A 17,209-nucleotide genomic window follows, 5' to 3' on the forward strand; every position below is an offset into this window, starting at 1 on the left:
TGCCCGTTATTCCTGTTTTCAGCGCCAGGAACGGCGCTGCTGCTTCAGCCCGGCCTCACGCCGCCCATTGTTGAGTGGTGGTCGGCCGGTTTCGTGACTCCTGTTCTCCTGGAAAGAGGTTTCCTGTGACGCTGGACGCGGATCGGGCGCGCACAGCCGCGCCCGAAGGACTCGCCGAAGAGTCGACGGCGGTTTACCGGGCAGGTCCGGCACCCGCCGCGCGCACGCTTTACGACATTTTCGCCGAAACGGTGCGCCAGCACCCGGACGCGCTCGCCCTTGACGACGGAACCGAAAAAGCGACCTACCGCGATTTCGCCGCACAGGTCGAAGAACTCGCCGGACGCTTGCGCACCGCCGGAATCGTGCCGGGTGACCGGGTCGGCATCCGGATGACGTCCGGCACGGCGGCGCTTTACCGCAGCATTCTCGCCGTTCTCGCCACCGGTGCGGCTTACGTCCCAGTCGACGCCGACGATCCAGACGACCGCGCCGAGACAGTGTGGACTGAAGCCCAGGTGAGCTTGGTGCTGAGCGACGCGGGATTGCCTCCGTCGCGCGGACCACAGTGGCCGCGGGTCCGTCCGCAACCGCAGGACGACGCCTGGATCATCTTCACCTCCGGCTCCACCGGCAAACCGAAGGGCGTCGCCGTCACGCATCGCGCGGCAGCGGCCTTTGTGGACGCTGAGGCCCGGTTGTTCTGCGCCGCGCAGCCGCTCGGGCCGGGCGACCGTGTGCTGGCCGGGCTGAGTGTCGCGTTTGATGCGTCGTGCGAGGAAATGTGGCTGGCCTGGCGGCACGGCGCGTGCCTGGTCCCGGCTCCGCGCTCGCTCGTCCGCGCGGGCGCTGACCTCGGGCCGTGGCTGGTGGAGCGCGGCGTGACGGTCGTGTCGACGGTGCCGACGCTCGCCGCACTGTGGCCAGTGGACACTCTGGCCGGGGTCCGGCTGCTCATCCTCGGCGGCGAAGCGTGCCCGCCGGAGGTGGTGACGCGCTTCGACGACGGCAAAAGGGAAATCTGGAACACTTATGGCCCAACGGAAACCACCGTCGTCGCGTGTGCGCAGCGGCTGCGCGCGGGCGAACCGGTGCGGATCGGGCTGCCGCTCGACGGCTGGGAACTCGCGGTCGTCGACCCGGCGGACCCGGCTGGCATCCCGGTGCCGTGGGGCCGCAGCGGCGAGCTGGTGATCGGCGGGGCCGGGCTCGCCCGGTACCTCGACGCGGCGAAGGATGCCCAGAAGTTCGTGCCGCTGCCGGGGCTCGGCTGGAGCCGCGCGTACCGCAGCGGCGACCTGGTGCGCGCGGTGCCGGAAGGACTGGAATTCGTCGGCCGCGCGGACGGTCAGGTCAAGATCGGCGGACGGCGCGTCGAGCTGGGCGAGATCGACGCCGCGCTGCGGGCGCTGCCGGGCGTCGCTGCGGCCGCGACGGTGGTGCGTCGCACGGACAGCGGCGCGCAGGTGCTGGTCGGCTACGTGGTGCCGGAGGTCGAAAGTTTCGACCGGGCCGCCGCGCGCAGCCTGCTGCGGGACCGGCTCCCGGCGGCTTTGGTGCCACGGCTGGCGTTGGTCCCGGATCTGCCGGTTCGCGCGTCGGGCAAGCTCGACCGCGACGCGTTGCCGTGGCCGCTGGATGAACCAACAGCCGTGCCGGCGGTGCCGTCCGATCCGAAGCTGGCTTGGCTGTTGCAGGTGTGGAGCGAACATCTGGGAACCGCTGCCGGACCGGACGACGACTTCTTCGACCTCGGCGGTTCGAGCGTGACAGCCGCGAGGCTCGTTTCCGTGCTGCGCGAGCGGTATCCGGGCGCGGCAGTGTCCGATGTGTACTCCTGCCCGACGCCACGTGAGCTGTACGAACGGCTCGCCGGAGCGCCGGTCGAAACGGTTGCAGCGGAAGAGCCTCAGGTCGCGGCGGTGCGCGGCAGCGGATGGTGGCAGGCCGGGGTGCAGCTGGTTTTGCTGGCGCTCTCCGGAATGCGGTGGCTGCTTTCGGTTTCTCTGCTCGGCGCACTGGTTTCGCTGGTGCTGCCGGTGCACTGGCTGCCGCGGATGTCGTGGTGGATCCTGGTTCCCGCGTGGCTGGTGCTGCTGAGCCCGCCCGGACGGATGCTCCTCGCCGCAGGCGGCGTGCGGTTGCTGCGCGGGAAGCTTACGCCAGGGGAGTACCGCCGCGGCGGCATTGTCCACATGCGACTGTGGACGGCGGAACGGTTCGCTGCCGTGGTCGGCCCGCCGGGGGTCACCGGGACCCCACTCGCCGCGCCATACGCCCGGTTGCTCGGCAACCGCGTCGGCCGCGGCGTGGATCTGCACTCGCCGCCGCCGATCAGCGGACTCGCCGACTTCGGCGACGGCTGCGCGATCGAGCCCGAGGCAGACCTGGCCGGTTGGTGGCTGGACGGCTCGGTGCTGCGGATCGGCCGCGTCCGAGTTGGCGCCGGGGCCCGGGTCGGCGGCCGCAGCACGCTGTTGCCGGGTACCGATCTCGGTGCCGGGTCGGTACTGCTGCCGGGCTCCACACTGGACACCCGCGTGCCGGACGGCGCGATCTGGGGCGGTTCCCCGGCCGGACCGTCCGGTGAACGCCCATCGCGGCCCACTGAAGCGGCACCGCGGGCGAAGCGGTACTCGCTGGCTTTCGCGCTCGGCGGGACGCTGCGGTCGGTGTTCATGTTCGTGTCCGCGATCCCGTTGATCGTGGTCGCGCTGCTGCTGATCCCAGCAGCGGACAACCCCGGCAGCGCCGCGCTGGCGATCCTGCCGTGGACGCCGCTGCTCGTCTTCGCCGGAATCGTCTTGTACGCCTTGACGATCGTCGGGCTCGCCCGGTTGGCCAGCCTGGCGGTGCGGCCGGGCACCTATCCGGTGCTGAGCCGCGCGGGCTGGGCGGCTTGGTTCGTGCACGAACTGCTCGAAATCGCCCGACGGCAGCTGTTCCCGCTCTACGCGGCGCTGGCGACTCCGGTCTGGATGCGACTCCTGGGCGCACGGATCGGCCGCAACGTCGAACTGTCCACAGTGCTCAGTCTGCCGTCGCTGCTGCGCGTGCGAGACGGCGCGTTTCTCGCCGACGACGTCCTCGCCGCACCGTACGAACTGGACCGCGGCTGGGTCCGGCTAGGCGTTTCCAGAAGTCGGAGAACGCGCCTTCGTCGGCAACTCCGCCGTCGTCGGTCCAGATCGGACACTCGGCTCCGGCGCGCTGGTCGGCGTCCTGTCCGACACCCCGGCGGACGTCCCGGACGGCACTTCCTGGCTCGGCCGCCCCGCGTTGGAGCTGCGTCGAACCGCCGACACTGTCGACCCCGCCCGCACTTTCGCGCCGCCGCGCCGGTTGAAGATAGCGCGCGCAGTGGTCGAATCCTGCCGGATCGCGCCGCTGCTCATTGCGGGCCTGCTCGGACTCGCGGTGACCGCGGTACTGTCCGGAGTGGACATCGCCGACGGCTTCTGGGTCGCCGCCGCGCTCGCTCCCGTCGTGTTCGTGTCGGCCGGTCTCGTCGCCGCACTGCTGACGACGCTGGCGAAATGGACGCTGGTCGGCCGCTTCCGGCCTGGCCGCCATCCACTGTGGAGCGCGTTCGTGTGGCGGAACGAGCTGTACGACACCTTCGTCGAGACGCTCGCCGTCCCGTGGTTCGCCGGATCGTTCCTCGGCACGCCGGTGCTGAACTGGTGGCTGAGGACCCTCGGCGCCCGCATCGGACGCGGCGTCTGGTGCGAGAGCTACTGGCTGCCCGAAACGGACCTCGTCCACCTCGGCGACGGTGCGGTCGTGAACCGCGGTTGCGTGCTGCAGACGCACCTGTTCCACGACCGCGTCATGCGGCTGGACCCGGTCCGCCTCGGCCCCGGCGCGACCCTCGGGCCGCGCGCGTTCCAGCTGCCCGGCAGCGGGATTTCCGAAGGCGCGACGGTGGGTTCGGGGTCGCTGGTGATGGCGGGGGAGACAGTCCCGGCGCGCACCCGGTGGCGGGGCACGCCGGTCCGTCCCTGGCGGTGACGGCCTAGGTGCGGGGGAGGTCGATGCGCGCCGCTCCGCTTTCGAGCGCGGCATCGACCTCCTTTTCGGACAATCCCGCAGCCGCCAGCACCTCCCGCGTATCCGCTCCTGGCTCCCGAGGCGACTCCGCCGCACAACCCGGCGTACGGCCGAGCTTCACCGGCACCCCGACCCCGCGATACCCGTCCCGCTCCACCACCATCTCCCGGTGCCGCACCTGCGGAGCGTTCATCGCCTCCGCGATGTCGTGCACCGGAGAAGCCGGAACACCCTTGGCCAGCAACAGCTGAGTCAGCGAGTCCCGTTTGTACTGTCCGATCAGTACACTCAGCTCGGCCCGCAACGCGTCCACATTGCTCACCCGGTCGGCATTGGACGCGAACCGCGGGTCGGCAGCCAGCCCTGGCGCACCAAGTACTTCGGCCAACGCCGCGAACTGCCGGTCATTGCCCGCACCCACGAAGAACAGTCCGTCCGCCGTCGAAAAAGTCTCGTACGGCGCGATCGACGGATGCGCTGAACCTGTCCGCCGAGGCACCGCACCGTCCGCGAGCCACGCCGCGGAATGCGGATGCAACAAGCTGATCACTGTGTCCAGCAAAGAACAATCCACCAGCTGACCGAGCCCGGACCGTTCCCGCTCGTGCAGCGCCAGCAGAATCCCGGAAAACCCCAGCACCCCGGTCACTACGTCGACGACCGGCACCCCGATCCGCAACGGCGGCCCGTCGGCCTCGCCGTTCACGCTCATCAGCCCGCCGTACGCCTGCAGCACCGCGTCGTACCCGGGCAGCCCGCCGAGCGGCCCGTCGGTGCCGAACCCGGTGATCCGGCAATGGATCAGCGCCGGGTACTCCGCCCGGATCGTCTCGTCCGGCCAGCCCCAGCGCGCGAGCGTGCCCGCCTTGAAGTTCTCCACCACCACGTCCGCGCCGGCCAGCAGCGTGCCGAGCAGTTCGCGACCGTCCGGACCGGACAGATCGAGCACGATGTTCTTCTTGCCCCGGTTGAGATTCGCGTAGTACGCGCTGGTCCCCTCGGAAAGGAACGGCGGACCCCAGCCCCGCGTCTCGTCGCCGGACGGCGATTCGACCTTCACCACCTCGGCGCCGTGGTCGGCCAGCATCTGCGTGCAGTACGGCCCGGCCAGCACCCGCGAAAGGTCCAGCACCCGCAGCCCGTCGAGCGCTCCCATCAGTACGACCTCGGCAGCCCGAGCACGTGCTGGGACACGTAGTTCAGCACCATTTCCTGGCTGATCGGCGCGAGCCGCAGCAGCCGTGCCTCCCGGAAGTACCGTTCGACGTGGTACTCCCGCGCGTACCCCATCCCGCCGTGGGTCTGGATCGCCTGGTCGGCGGCCTGGAAGCCGGCGTCCGCGCACAGCCATTTCGCCATGTTCGCCTCCTTGCCGGCGGGCAAGCCGCGGTCGTAGCGCCAGGCGGCGTTGCGCGCCATCAGCTCCGCCGCGTCGAGCCGGGTCGCGGCCTCGGCCAGCGGGAACGCCAGCCCCTGGTTCTGCCCGATCGGACGGCCGAACACCTGCCGCTCCCCGGCATACCGGACTGCCCGCCGCAGCGCCGCCCGGCCGATGCCGAGCGCTTCGTGGGCGAGCAGGATGCGTTCCGGGTTGAGCCCGTCGAGCAGGTACCGGAAGCCCTTGCCCTCCTCGCCGACGCGCGCCGATTCCGGCACTCGCAGGCCGTCGATCAGCACCTCGTAGGACGACACCGCGTTGCGGCCGAGCTTGGGGATCGCGCGCAGCTGCACCGCGTCGGACTCGATGTCCACGACGAACAGGGACATGCCGTCGGTCGGCTTCTCCACCTCCTCGCGCGGGGTGGTGCGGGCGATCAGCACCATCTTCTGCGACTGGCCGGCCTTGGTGATCCAGACCTTCCGGCCGTGCACGACGTAGGAATCGCCGTCGCGCCGGGCGAAAGTGGAGATCCGCGTCGTGTCCGTGCCCGCGTCCGGTTCGGTCACGCCGAAGCAGACGTGCAGCGAACCGTCGACCGCACCGGGCAGGATCTCCTGGCGCATTTCCTCGCTGCCGTGCTTGACGATCGTGTTGAGCCCGAAAATCGTCAGGTGCATCGTGCTGCACCCGTTCATCCCCGCCCCGGACGCGGCCACCTCTTCCAGCAGCAGCGCGGCTTCGAGGATGCCGAGCCCGCCGCCGCCGTACTGCTCCGGGATCGCCATGCCGAGCCAGCCCGCCGAGGCGAACGCGTCGTAGAACTCGCGCGGGAACTCGCCGCGCTCGTCGCGTTCGGCCCAGTATTCGTCGGGGAACCGGGCGGCCAGCTCGCGCACGGCGCGCCGGATGTCCTCCTGGTCTTGGCTCAGCTGGAAGTCCACAGTGCTGCTCTCCATCGTGCGTATATGAGAACGCTAAGTTCGGATATGCGGCCAACGTAGGACGGCGCGCGGCTCGGGTCAAGCGCCGTCCGGGGTGATCGCCGCGTTAGGATTCGCATCTACGAACGCAGGGGAGGCCGCCGTGACCGAATCGACCGCCAAAGCCCATCGGACGGTCGGGCGGGTCACCAGCATCCTGGAGTGTGTCGCGCGCCAGCCCGGGATGCGGCTGCACGAGCTGTCGGTCGCCCTCGACGCGCCGAAATCCTCGGTGTTCGGCCTGGTCAAAGGCCTGGTGTCGACCGGATACCTGATCGAGGCGGACGGCACGTACCGGCTCGGCCCGGCGCTGGGGAACCTGCTCACCGGCGGCCTGCCCGGCATCGCGACCGCGGCCCGGCCCGCGCTGGAGGAGCTGCGCCGCCGGTTCGGCGAGACGGTGATGCTCGGCGCCGCGGTCGGCGATTCGCTGATCTACGTGGACGCGGTCGAGTCCGAGCAGCCGATCCGCTACTCCGCGCCGCTGCGCACCCGGCGGCCGCTCTACCCGCCGAGCGCGGGCAAGATCTTCCTCGCGCACTGGTCGGCGCGCCGGCGCGAGGCGTACCTGAAGTCCGTGCTCCCGGACGCCGACTGCGTGCGGGCCGCGATGGACGAACTCGAGACCGTCCGCGCCGAAGGGGTGGCGCTCAACCGCGGCGAAACGCTGCCCGACGTGAGTGCGGCGGCGCGGCCGATCCTGGTCGACGGCGAGGTGGTCGCGGCGATCGCGGTCGCGGGCCCGACCACGCGGATTTCCGAACGGCTGCCCGAAATCGGCGACGCACTGGCCGGCATCACCGCGGCGGTCGTCCAGCGTTGGGAAGCCTCCCGCCAGGGCTGATCGCCACGCGCGAGGCCTGCCCGGCCCGCTGCGCCCGGCTCCTGTCACGGGAGCGCCGATCCCGGCCAGAACCGTGATCAACACTCACGACGCCCTTGACCGGTGTGTCGGCGGTCTCTTAGCATCCGGATATACGCATCAAGCGTTCCCAAATACGCACGCAACGGCGCGCGCAGGCTGGCTTCCGCTCGCCCGTGCCCCAGTTCCGGAGAGCAGGACCATGCCCAGTGTGGTGAACGACAGCGTTGGCACGACCCGGAAAGCCCCGCGCGGAGTCGGGGTGGCGGTGGTCGTCGGCTCCGCGCTCGAGTGGTTCGACTTCTACCTCTACGCCTCGATGGCCGCGCTGGTGTTCGGCCACGTCTTCTTCCCGCCGGGCAACGACGCGACCGCGACGATGGCCTCGGTCGCGACCTTCGCCGTCGGGTTCCTGGCCCGGCCGATCGGCGGCATCGTGTTCGGTGCTCTCGGCGACCGGATCGGCCGGAAGAAGGTGCTGTCCTGGACGTTCGTGCTGATGGGCGTTTCCTCGGCGGGGATCGGGCTGCTGCCCAGCTACGCGAGCGCCGGGCTGCTCGCGCCGGTGCTGCTCGTGGTGCTGCGGCTGCTGCAAGGACTTGGCGCGGGCGCGGAATTCGGCGGCGCGATCGCGGTCGCCTACGAGCACGCCGATCCGGGCAAACGCGGGCGGCAGGGTTCCTGGCCGGCGCTGGGCGTGAACGTGGGGCTGCTCGTCTCGTCGCTCGCCGTCGCCGGACTGACCACTTTGGACAAGGAATTCCTGCACGGTTTCGGCTGGCGGATCCCATTCCTCGCCAGTTTCCTGCTCGTCGGCGTCGGGCTGTGGGTGCGCCGCCGGGTGCCGGAGACGCCGGAGTTCGAGAAGATGGTGCAGCGCAAGGAAAACCGGCCGCGCGGCTGGGCGAACCGGCCGCTGGTGAAATTGTTCCGCAGCGATTGGCGCGCGCTGGCCGTGGTCATGGTGATCACCATCGGCTACAACGGCGTCAGCTATGTGTTCAAGACTTTCTCGCTCGCTTATCTGACGAATTTCCGCGGCGTTCCAGCGAATATCGGCGCGCTGGGGATCAGCATCGCGAGCGGCATGGCGATCGTGACGGTGCCGGTCGCCGGGTGGATCAGCGACCGCGTCGGGGCGAAAAAGGTCGTGGTCGCCGGAGCGGTGGCGACCGGTCTGCTGGCCTTCCCGTTCTTCTGGCTGCTCGACACCGGCACCAGCTGGTTCATCTGGCTCGGCCTGGTGATCGCGACCGGCATCGTGGTGCCGGCGATGCTGTCGGCGCAGGGCGCGTTCCTGGCCAAGCAGTTCCCGGCCGAGGTCCGTTCGACCGGCCTCGGCACCGGGCGCGAGGTCGGGGGAGCGGTGTCCGGCGGACTCGCGCCGCTGGCCGCGCTGGCGATCGTGGAAGCGTCCGCGACGCACGCGACCTGGGGCGTTTCCCTGCTGTTCGTCGCGGGTGCGCTGTGCATCGGGCTCGGCGCGCTCGCCGATCAGAGCCGCGGCGCACTCAACTGAGCCGGGGCCACCGACGCGTCTTCGGCGTGTCCGGACCGTAGACGGCCTCGGCGACCGAGCGTTTCAGGTTCGCGCAGTGATGCAGGACGTGCGCCGGAAACCCAGTGCCGGAAGGACGTTCCGGCGGTTTCTCGGCCCCGGCGGCCACGAGTGTCCACCCGGAACCGAGTTCGATGAGGCTTCGGTGTTTCGTGGTGTAGTACTCCGGCGACACGTCGAAAGCCACGCCGGTCGCGCCCGCCGCCGCGGCGACCAGGTGCAGGTGGAAGCGGCTGGAGAGCCACGTCTGCCCCGGCGCGAGCGGCAGGCCGCGGTGCCACACGTCGCGGAACGGGTGGAACTCCGCGCCCGGAAGTTCGTGTTCCAGCAACGCGAAAACCTCGCGGTCGACGCGCGGAATCCCTTCCACCACAGCGAGTTCTCCCGGTGGCAGCCGCCACGCGCGCACCAGGTCGAGCACCTGCGCGGCAAGCGTGGACGTCGGCTCGGCGCCGATGTCGGACTGTACACAAAGGACGAACTCCCGCGTCGTCGGCGTTGTCGGCGGGTGCGGGTCGAGGAAGACGTCGTCGCAGGTCCGTTCGACAGCCGCGACGCCGTGAAGGAGTTCTGCGGACGGATCGTCGCGGACGTCGACGACGTCGAACCGCTCGGCGAGCGCGCGCAGCAGCCCGGCCGCGCCCGGCGGGAACGGGACGAAACCCTGTCCGGTCATCGCCGAGCGCGCGCCGGAACGCTGTGCGGCCGCGGCGGCCCCGGCGACCAAGCCGAGGTGCCGCGGCCACAACGCGTTGACGTACCCGCCGCCGATCAGATGCACGACGTCGAGCTGGCCGAGCAGTTCGATCCCCGCGTCCCAGCGCGGTGCGCGACCGGGGTCGTGCACCGCGCCTTGCACCCAGGACGCGACTTCCCACGGATCGTCTGACGGCGCTTCGCCGCACAGCCGCCACAAGGTGTCGGTGCAGCGCAGCCGCGGGTGCAGATCGCCGAACAAATGCTGGGCCGGTCCCGGCGAATGCGTGTCGAGCCAGACCTCGGCATCCGGTTCGGTGCGGGCCAAGCGGCGGATCCAGGCCGCGGCGATCAGCTCGTCGCCGAAGTTCGGATAGCCGCTCGGCCCGACCAGATAGTGCCGGCGGGGAACAGGGGCACGGGTCACGAAGCGACGCTGAGCTGCGTGTCCAACGCCTGCTCGCCCTGCGCCTTTTCGCTTCCGCTCGGCTCGGCCTGCACGCGGTCCTTGGCTACGCCGTCGCCTTCGAGCGCGGTGGTGATCGCCTGCGCGCGCTCTTCGGAAAGCTTTTTCGCCTTTTCCGCGTCCGGGTACCCGGCGTGCGTTTCGACCTTCAGCTTCACATCGTTGCCCTGCATGGCTTTCGCGATCGCGGCGAGGCCTTCCTTGGCCTTGGCGGTGAGTTCGGCCTTCTCCGGCTCGAACTTGATCGGCGAGGCCTGCGCTGCCTGCTGGATCGCGGCGGTGACCTGCTGTGCGGCCGGGCTGTTCTGCCCGTTCGCTCCGTCCGCCCCGTTCTGGCCGGACGCACCGTTCTGGCCCGACGCGCCGTTCTGCCCGGCGTCCCCGGACTGGGCGGCTCCGGACTGCGCGGTGTTCTGCCCGGACGCGCCGGACCCGGACGAGTCCTTCGAGCCGTCCGAACCGCACGCGCTGACCAGCGCGATGACAGCTGCGGCCCCGACGACCGCTTTGACGAGTGCCCTCTGCATGAGAATTGCGCTCCTTCGGCTGGGTTCGCCGGGATCTGAACACGGGGTCAGTGCGGCGGCAACCGCGGCTCACCCGGCGGCGCGTCCCGGCGGTCCCGCGGTTTCGCGCCGTCAGCAGGGCGGGCGGCGGCTCGCGGTGCCGCCCGCCGGAACCGACATCCACCCGGGTGAGGGACCCGATCAGTCCACAATGGACAGTCGGTCGGCTGGTGTATAACGTCCTATTCAGCCCGGCTTGGGCGGTTCGCCGAGCGGTGAACCGGAGGCGCGCGTCCGGTCCGGTCGGAGGCAAACCCGCCGCGGATTCCAGGGGTGCATCTCAGGGTGTTCCCCGATGTCGACCGCTCACGGCCGCCAGCATGCTGAGCGATGTGACCCTCATGACGCGGAAGGCCATGGCGACCGCACCGATGCTCGCCGGCTTCGCTTTGGCCTTTTCGCTGGTGCCGATCCTCCTGTTGCACGTGGTGGCGGGCGAGATCGACCCGGTCCGCGACGTGATCAGCGATTACGTCTTCCCGCCGGGCGGGGCGGTGCTGCTCGCGGCCGCTTCGCTCGGGCTGGCGGCGGCGTCGCTGGCGGTGCGGCACGCCCTGCTCAAACAGGGGTTGCCGAAGGGCAGCCCGGAGTCGGTGCTGATCGCGTTGTGGGCGGCCGGATTGGTCGTCGCGACGTTCTTCCCCACCGATCCGACCGGGGTCGAGACGTCGTTTTCCGGTGCGGTGCACCGATACGCGGGTGCGGCGATGTTCGTGTGCCTGCCGCTGGCCGGCTGGTTGCTGGCGCGCCGGCGGCCGGAGGCGACGGCGGTGCGCTGGCTGTCCTTGGCGTCGGGTGCCGCTTCGCTCGCGTTTCTGCTGGCGCACCTGCCGTTGCTGGAGCAGTCCGTGCCCGAGTTCCTGGGGTTGTTCGAACGCGTGTTGTACGCCCTGCTCTACGCACAGCTTTTCGCCATCACCGCGACGGCGCGAACCGAGGTGCCCGCATGACGGTCTTCGCCATTCTGCTCGCCGCGCTCGGGGCGGTTTTCTTTTCCGTGGGCGCACTTCTGCAGCACCGGGTGGTCACCGGGCTGCCCGGCCGGCCGCGGATCGGGGAGCTGATCCGGGCGCCGCGCTGGCTCGGCGGGCTCGCCCTGCTCGGTTCGGGGGCGGGCGTGCACGCGATCGCGCTGGGCATGGCTCCGCTGACCGTCGTGCAGCCGGTCGGAGTCATCGCCGTCGCGATCACCGCGATTCTCGACCGGCGGCGGCGGGATCTGCCCGCGGTCGCGGTCACCATGCTCGGCGTCGGGACGTTCGTGACCGTCGCCGCGGGCAGCACCACGAGCACCGAGGTCAGTGCCGACGCCCAGGTGCGGGCGGCATTGCTGGTGCTGGGGGCCGTGGCGCTGCTGACCTTGATCGGCGCGATTTCCTCTCGCCCGCCGATCCGCGGGCTGTGTTTCGGCGCGGCCGGCGGCGCTGCCTACGGCTTCGTGTCGGTACTGATGCGCGCGGTCGCCCTCGAAGTGCGCGAGGGCACTCTCGGCTTCGGCACCGCGGTGTCGGTCGCCGCGATGGCGGCGGCGCTGCTGGCCGGCGGCTGGCTCGTGCAGCTGTCCTACCGGTGCGGTCCGCCGCATCTCGCCGTCGCCTGCCTGACGGTCGTGGATCCGCTGGTCGCGGTGGGTCTCGGGGCCGGCGTGCTCGGCGAAGCCACCCACCTCGACGCGACGGCGACCGCGGTCGCGCTGACCGCCGCGGTGCTGGCGGTCGGCGGCGTCGCGGTGCTGAGCCGCGGCACTTCTTCTGTCCACTCCACCAGATCGGAGCACCCTGTGAACGACGACCGGGCTTTGCGCATCGTGGTCGCCGCCGAAACCTATCCGCCGGACGTCAACGGCGCGGCGCAGTTCGCGTACCGGCTGTCCACCGGCCTCGCCGGCCGGGGGCACGAGGTGCACGTGATCACCGTCGACCCGGAGGGCCCGGCCCGCACCGAAAGAGACGGCGGCGTCACGGTGCACCGCGTGCGGTCGCATCGCACCCCGTTCCACCGGACCTTCCGGATCGGCCTGCCGTGGGAGGTGAGCAAGGACGTCGCCGCGCTGCTGGACGAGCTGCGCCCGGATCTCGTGCACGTCCAAGCGCATTTCGTGGTCGGCCGGTACGTCTTGAAGCACGCCGCCGCGACGGGCGTGCCGGGGGTGGCGACGAACCACTTCATGCCGGAGAACCTGTTCGGCCACGTGCGCGTGCCGACCTGGCTGCGCGGCGCGGCTTCGCGGTGGGCGTGGCGCGACCTCACGCGAGTGTTCTCGTCGGCCCGGGTGGTCACCGCGCCGACCCCGCGTGCGGTGGAACTGTTGCACGACAACGGTTTCCCGCATCGGGCGATCGCGGTCTCCTGTGGCATCGACATCGATCGCTACCGGTCGCGGGCGGTTTCGCGGTCGTCGGACGATCCGACGGTGTTGTTCGTCGGGCGGCTTGACGAGGAGAAGCGCGTCGACGAGCTGTTGCGCGCAGTCGCTCTCCTGCCTGGGCTGAGGGCGGAGATCGTCGGCGACGGTTCTTGCCGGGCGGAATGGGAAAAGCTGGCGGCCGATCTCGGTATCGCCGACCGGGTGCGGTTCCGCGGGTTTGTGTCCGAAGAGGACTTGCTGGACGCCTACGCGGCCACGGATCTCTTCTGCATGCCAGGCATCGCCGAACTGCAGAGCCTCGCGACGATGGAAGCGATGGCGGCCGGGAAGCCGGTGGTGGTCGCGGACGCGATGGCGTTGCCGCACTTGTGCCGTCCGGGATACAACGGCTGGCTCTTCGAGCCGGGCAACGTGGGGGAGCTGGCCGAGCGGCTGCGCGCGGTGCTCGCCGACCCTGCGACACTGGCGCGGATGGGGGCGGCGAGCGGCAAGATGATCGCCGGGCACGCGCTGGAGTCCACTTTGGATGCTTTCGAGGCTTGCTACGCCGAGGCGATGGGCCGGGTCGCGGCGGTGCCCGCGGGCCAGGCTGCCTGAGACTTTTTGAGGACTGGGGCTGGGGTTTTGGGGGAGCGGGGGCTGGGGGTGGCCGGGTTCGCCGGACGAGGGGAGGGATCCGGCGAACCCGGCCAGGCTTTACGCGAGAGTGATCGCGTAAAGCTGGACTCGCGGGTCGTTCGGCAGGCTGACCGACTGGACGGTCTTGCCGCTGTCCACTGTGGAATTCAGGCCGAACAGCCGCACCGGCGGTCCGTCGACACCGCTGCCTGCCTTGATGCGATGCGCCAGGTCGAGCACGACGGCCGTCCCGGACGGGGTCGATCCGGCCCAGTCGCCGAACGTCATCGGGAGATCCGCGCTGGATCCGTCACTGTAGTGCAAGGTCAACGCGGTAGCCACCGGGCCGTTGTGCGACGAGCCGATCACCTGGACCGACTGGTGCTTCCCGGCGGGCAGCAGCAGCGATTGCCCGCGTGCTTCCACGAAATTCGGCGCTGTCCCGTTAGGATCGGGCGCGGCGTAGGTAATTCCATTGTGGACGAAGGTTCCGGCTGGCGGCAGCAGCGCGGCGTCGTAGCTCCAGCCGCTGCCGTCGAAGTTGCCTTCCGTGGACGCGGCGACGGTGGCGGTGCCGTCGTGGTTGCGGTCGTGGGCGAGGTCGACGGCGCACTGCGTCCCGGACGTCGCCGCGCACACCGTCGGTTCGCGGACCTCGATGCTCGCGGTGCGGGTGACGGTGTTCGCTCCCGGACCAGATGCCTTGACCTGAACCGAATACGTGCCGACGGGAGTGTTTCCGGGAACGGTCACCGTGATCGGCGCGGTCTTCTGCGTCGGCAGCTGGAAGGACCACAACAGCTGCAGTGGTTCGGTCTGCACTCGCCAGCCGGACGGTGCCGACGAGGTCACGAAGACCGGCTGGGTGCCGGGATTCTGCCCAAGCACGTCGAGGTTCAAGTGGACAGTCTGCGCCGCGGATTGCTGTGGCAGCACTACGGAACTCGACCGGAGCGTCGCGTCCACATGCCGCCGGAGATCGCCCGCGGCCTTGTTCACCGACGGCGGTTCCGTGCCCGGCTGCGTACCCCAGCGTGACGGCTGCGCGCCGACTTGGTAAGCGAGCGTCCCGCCGTGCGCGACCGCGGACCAGTCGAGCCAGCTCTGCCGGACATCCCGGCCGTTGAGCGAAACGCTTTGCACGTAACGGTTCGTGTCGCTCGCGCCGGGCGCGGTGATCGTGAGCGTGCCGCCCTGCTTGCCCTCGTACTGTCCGATCCGGACAGTCGCCGACTCGAACTGCGGGCTCGACACGGCGAGGAAGTTCGCGCCGCTCATCGTCGGGTACAGGCCGAGCGACGAGAAGACGTACCAGGCGGACATCGTGCCGAGGTCGTCATTGCCGGTCATGCCGTCCGGGCCGGTGGTGAACAAGGTCATCGCCGCGCGGACGACGGTCGCGGTTTTCGCCGGCGCGCCGACCCAGTTGTACATGTAGGGGGAGAGGAGGTCGGGTTCGTTGTTGGGGTTGTAGGTGGCCTTGGCGTAATAGTCGTACGGGCTGGCGATCCAGTCCTTGCGCGCGGTTCCGGCCGGGTCCTTGAGCAGGTTGTCGTAGGCGAAGAAGGAATCGAGCCGTTTTTCGGTGGCTCGCTTGCCGCCCATCAGCTCGGTGAGCCCGGCCGGATCCTGCGGGACGAGCCACTGGTACTGGTACGCGCCGCCCTCGTGGAACTGGTGATCGGCGTCGACCGGGTCGTACGGCGTGAGCCAGGTGCCGTCCGTGGTGCGCGGCCGGAACTGCTTGTCGGCGGCGTTCCACACATTGCGGTACCACTGCCCGCGATCGGCGAACATCCGCGCGTCGGCCCGATGTCCCAGGCCCTCGGCCATCAACGCGAGCGCGGCGTCGGCGGCGGAGTACTCCATCGTCGCGGAGGTCGGATGCTCGCAGTCGTTGTCGCCGCCCTTGTCCGCGCAATTCTTGCCGAGAGTGAGCCCGCTCGGGATATAGCCACGGTCGTTGTAGTAGTTCACGCCCGAGCGTCCGTTGTACGGCGAGTCCGCGGGCGGCGTGCTGGTCGCGTTCTTCTTTAACAGCCCGTACGCCTCGTCCTCGTGACCGGTTAACAACCCCTTCGACCAGGCCTCGACGAGGAACGGCGTCACCGGGTCGCCAGTCATGATGTTCGTCTCGGAGCCCGCCAGCGCCCATCTCGGCAACCAGCCGCCGTCGCGGCCGATCGCGAGCACCGACAGCGCGACGTCCCTCGCCACCTGGGGTTCCAGCATCTCGAGCAGCTGGTTCTGCGGACGGTAAGTGTCCCAGAGCGAGAAGTTCTGATACGGCGTGTAACCGCTGGCCCGATGCACCTTGCCGTCGAACCCGGCGTAGTCGCCGCTGACGTCTCCGGCGAGGTTCGGATGCAGCTGCGCGTGATAGAGCGAGGTGTAAAACGCGGTCTGCCGTTCGGTAGTACCGCCGCTGATCTTGATCGCTCCGAGCCGATCCGCCCACTGCTTCCGCAACGCAGCGCGGGTGGCGTCGAAGTCGTAACTGTCGCCGGTTTCCGCTGTGAGATTTTCACGCGCGCCGGCGAGACCGGTGTAAGACAGTCCCACTTTGAGGACGACGTCATGATCAGCGGCAGCATCGAAGCTGACCCACGCACCATTGCCGCCGGCCCCCGAAGCGTCCCGGCTCCCGGCGGTGCGGGTGGTGCCGCGCCAGGTGCCGTAGGAGGCGAAGGGACGGTCGAAAGTGGCGGTGAAGTAGACGGTGTGCTCGTCGTGCCCGGCACAGAACCCACCGGCGCGCACGCGACCCTCGAGGGTCCGGTCGCCGACGACGTGGATTTCGGAATCCTTCACCGACTGGTTCGCCTGGCCGGTGTTGAACAGAACATTGGCCTGCCCGGCGGATGAAAATGAATAACGCTGCCATCCGGTGCGCGGGGTAGCGGTCACCTCAGCGTCGACGCCGTACTTCTTCAACCCGACGCGGTAGTAGCCGGGCTCGGCCTTCTCGTCGTCGTGGCGGTACTCGGATTTGTAGACGTTCTTGTCCACCGACTCGACCGCGCCGGTGGTCGGCATGACCGGCAGTTCGCCCATGACGCCGCAGCCGACGCCGGAGAGGTGGGTCTGGCTGAAGCCGTAGATGGAGTTCTGCTGGTAGTCGTAGCCGCCCTGGCCGCCGGTGTCCGGGCTGACCTGGACCATGCCGAAGGGCGCGCTGGCTCCGGGAAAGGTGTTGCCGAAGTTCTGCGTGCCGACGAACGGATTGACCAGCGAAACCGGATCAGGCGGGGACGCCGGGGCCGCGCTCGCGGCGGCAGCATTCGCGGCGGTGGCGTGAACGACCCCCGACACCAGCCCGGCCGCGACGAACACCGCGGCCATCCGTCTCTTCTGCGACCCCATGGACGCGTACCTCCAGGCTGACAACGTTGTCATCACGCGGACCGGCACGAAGATGTCCGGCTGGTGAGCAGCTTGTCATCCCGCCGGGGGTTTGAGAAGCCCGACAACGGGACAGGTTCGGGCCCGCTCGCCGGGGATCCGGACGGTGATCGGGGCCCCGGCGAACGGCTACGGCGGCGGTGCGTCTGATGTACCCGAATATCGCTGACGGACGCCGCGTTGAGGCTTCTCGGTAGTGCCAGGTGCGGCGGGTTCCCTGTCGCGACCCCAGAGCGCCGGTGCCGACCGAGGCTGGCGGAGG

At 70.0% G+C, this 17,209-nt stretch carries 10 protein-coding genes; 5 read left to right on the forward strand and 5 right to left on the reverse strand.

Annotated elements, in window-relative coordinates:
- Positions 1-125: 125 nt before the first annotated feature.
- The gene (locus tag RPX00_RS30605; protein WP_406630588.1) at positions 126-4,019 is read left to right on the forward strand and encodes an amino acid adenylation domain-containing protein; all 3,894 of its coding nucleotides are present in this window, start codon (positions 126-128) and stop codon (positions 4,017-4,019) included.
- On the opposite strand, the gene RPX00_RS30610 is transcribed toward RPX00_RS30605, so the two are convergent.
- Positions 4,016-5,206 carry a CaiB/BaiF CoA transferase family protein gene (locus RPX00_RS30610; RefSeq protein WP_406630590.1) on the reverse strand — a complete coding sequence of 397 codons (1,191 nt, stop codon included), beginning with the start codon at positions 5,204-5,206 and terminating at the stop codon, positions 4,016-4,018. The two genes, RPX00_RS30605 and RPX00_RS30610, sit on opposite strands and share 4 nt — an antisense overlap.
- On the reverse strand, positions 5,206-6,387 hold the full coding sequence (locus RPX00_RS30615; protein WP_406630591.1) for an acyl-CoA dehydrogenase family protein: 1,182 nt from the start codon (positions 6,385-6,387) through the stop codon (positions 5,206-5,208). Before RPX00_RS30615 ends, RPX00_RS30610 begins: the two co-directional genes overlap by 1 nt.
- A 127-nt stretch (positions 6,388-6,514) precedes the next feature.
- Here RPX00_RS30615 and RPX00_RS30620 point away from each other — a divergent pair, with 127 nt between their 5' ends.
- Together RPX00_RS30620 and RPX00_RS30625 are read left to right on the forward strand one after the other, a co-directional pair.
- On the forward strand, positions 6,515-7,255 hold the full coding sequence (locus RPX00_RS30620) for an IclR family transcriptional regulator (protein ID WP_406630592.1): 741 nt from the start codon (positions 6,515-6,517) through the stop codon (positions 7,253-7,255).
- A gap of 220 nt (positions 7,256-7,475) precedes the next feature.
- The gene (locus RPX00_RS30625; protein WP_406630593.1) at positions 7,476-8,792 is read left to right on the forward strand and encodes an MFS transporter; all 1,317 of its coding nucleotides are present in this window, start codon (positions 7,476-7,478) and stop codon (positions 8,790-8,792) included.
- Here RPX00_RS30625 and RPX00_RS30630 read toward each other — a convergent pair.
- Both RPX00_RS30630 and RPX00_RS30635 read right to left on the reverse strand, forming a co-directional pair.
- A complete protein-coding gene (locus RPX00_RS30630) occupies positions 8,785-9,954 on the reverse strand; it encodes a polysaccharide pyruvyl transferase family protein (protein ID WP_406630594.1) in 1,170 nt (389 codons plus the stop codon). The two genes, RPX00_RS30625 and RPX00_RS30630, sit on opposite strands and share 8 nt — an antisense overlap.
- Positions 9,951-10,520 carry an OmpA family protein gene (locus tag RPX00_RS30635; protein ID WP_406630595.1) on the reverse strand — a complete coding sequence of 190 codons (570 nt, stop codon included), beginning with the start codon at positions 10,518-10,520 and terminating at the stop codon, positions 9,951-9,953. The genes RPX00_RS30630 and RPX00_RS30635 overlap by 4 nt, the downstream gene beginning before the upstream one ends.
- 380 nt (positions 10,521-10,900) lie before the next feature.
- Between RPX00_RS30635 and RPX00_RS30640 the strand changes: the two genes are divergently transcribed.
- Positions 10,901-11,509, forward strand: a complete 609-nt coding sequence (locus tag RPX00_RS30640; RefSeq protein ID WP_406630596.1) for a DUF998 domain-containing protein — start codon at positions 10,901-10,903, stop codon at positions 11,507-11,509.
- Positions 11,506-13,524 carry a glycosyltransferase gene (locus tag RPX00_RS30645; RefSeq protein ID WP_406630597.1) on the forward strand — a complete coding sequence of 673 codons (2,019 nt, stop codon included), beginning with the start codon at positions 11,506-11,508 and terminating at the stop codon, positions 13,522-13,524. Before RPX00_RS30640 ends, RPX00_RS30645 begins: the two co-directional genes overlap by 4 nt.
- Before the next feature lie 99 nt (positions 13,525-13,623).
- Here the strand turns inward: RPX00_RS30645 and RPX00_RS30650 are convergent, their stop codons facing one another.
- Positions 13,624-16,908 (reverse strand): GH92 family glycosyl hydrolase, encoded by a 3,285-nt coding sequence (locus RPX00_RS30650; RefSeq protein ID WP_406630598.1) that lies wholly within the window; start codon positions 16,906-16,908, stop codon positions 13,624-13,626.
- Positions 16,909-17,209: the final 301 nt, after the last annotated feature.

Source organism: Amycolatopsis sp. WGS_07, assembly GCF_045278895.1.
Classification (GTDB): domain Bacteria; phylum Actinomycetota; class Actinomycetes; order Mycobacteriales; family Pseudonocardiaceae; genus Amycolatopsis.